The following is a 285-nucleotide window of genomic DNA, read 5'->3' as shown; positions in this document are numbered from 1 at the left end:
GCGCTGGGCCGGACGGCGGCGATGCGGCTGTACGCGACCACCCCGTACCGTCAGGCCGTGCCCTCACCGTTCGATGCGGCCGTGGCGTGCCCGACGCCGGAGGATCTGATCGCCCAGTACTGCGTCCATGCCCCGCACACTGACCTGGCGCGGCTGCTCGGTGAGATCGAGGCGGCGTTGAAGGACCAGGAGGAGCTCCTGGAGGGATTGTCCGAGCAGTCCCTGGCCCGCTTGGAGGTGTGGGAGACCGAGAACGGGATGTGGGCCGTCGACGGACTCCTCGCC

General features: G+C 70.2%; 1 protein-coding gene. It reads left to right on the top strand.

Annotated elements, in window-relative coordinates; all coding sequences use genetic code 11:
* The coding region (locus tag JFB92_RS25045; protein WP_199044690.1) for a hypothetical protein at window positions 1-285 on the top strand (285 nt) is incomplete at both ends.

Source organism: Glycomyces salinus, from assembly GCF_016428645.1.
Lineage (GTDB): Bacteria > Actinomycetota > Actinomycetes > Mycobacteriales > Micromonosporaceae > Glycomyces > Glycomyces salinus.
Note: the sequence above shows the minus strand (reverse complement) of the source record. Positions and strands in the feature narration are given on the sequence as shown.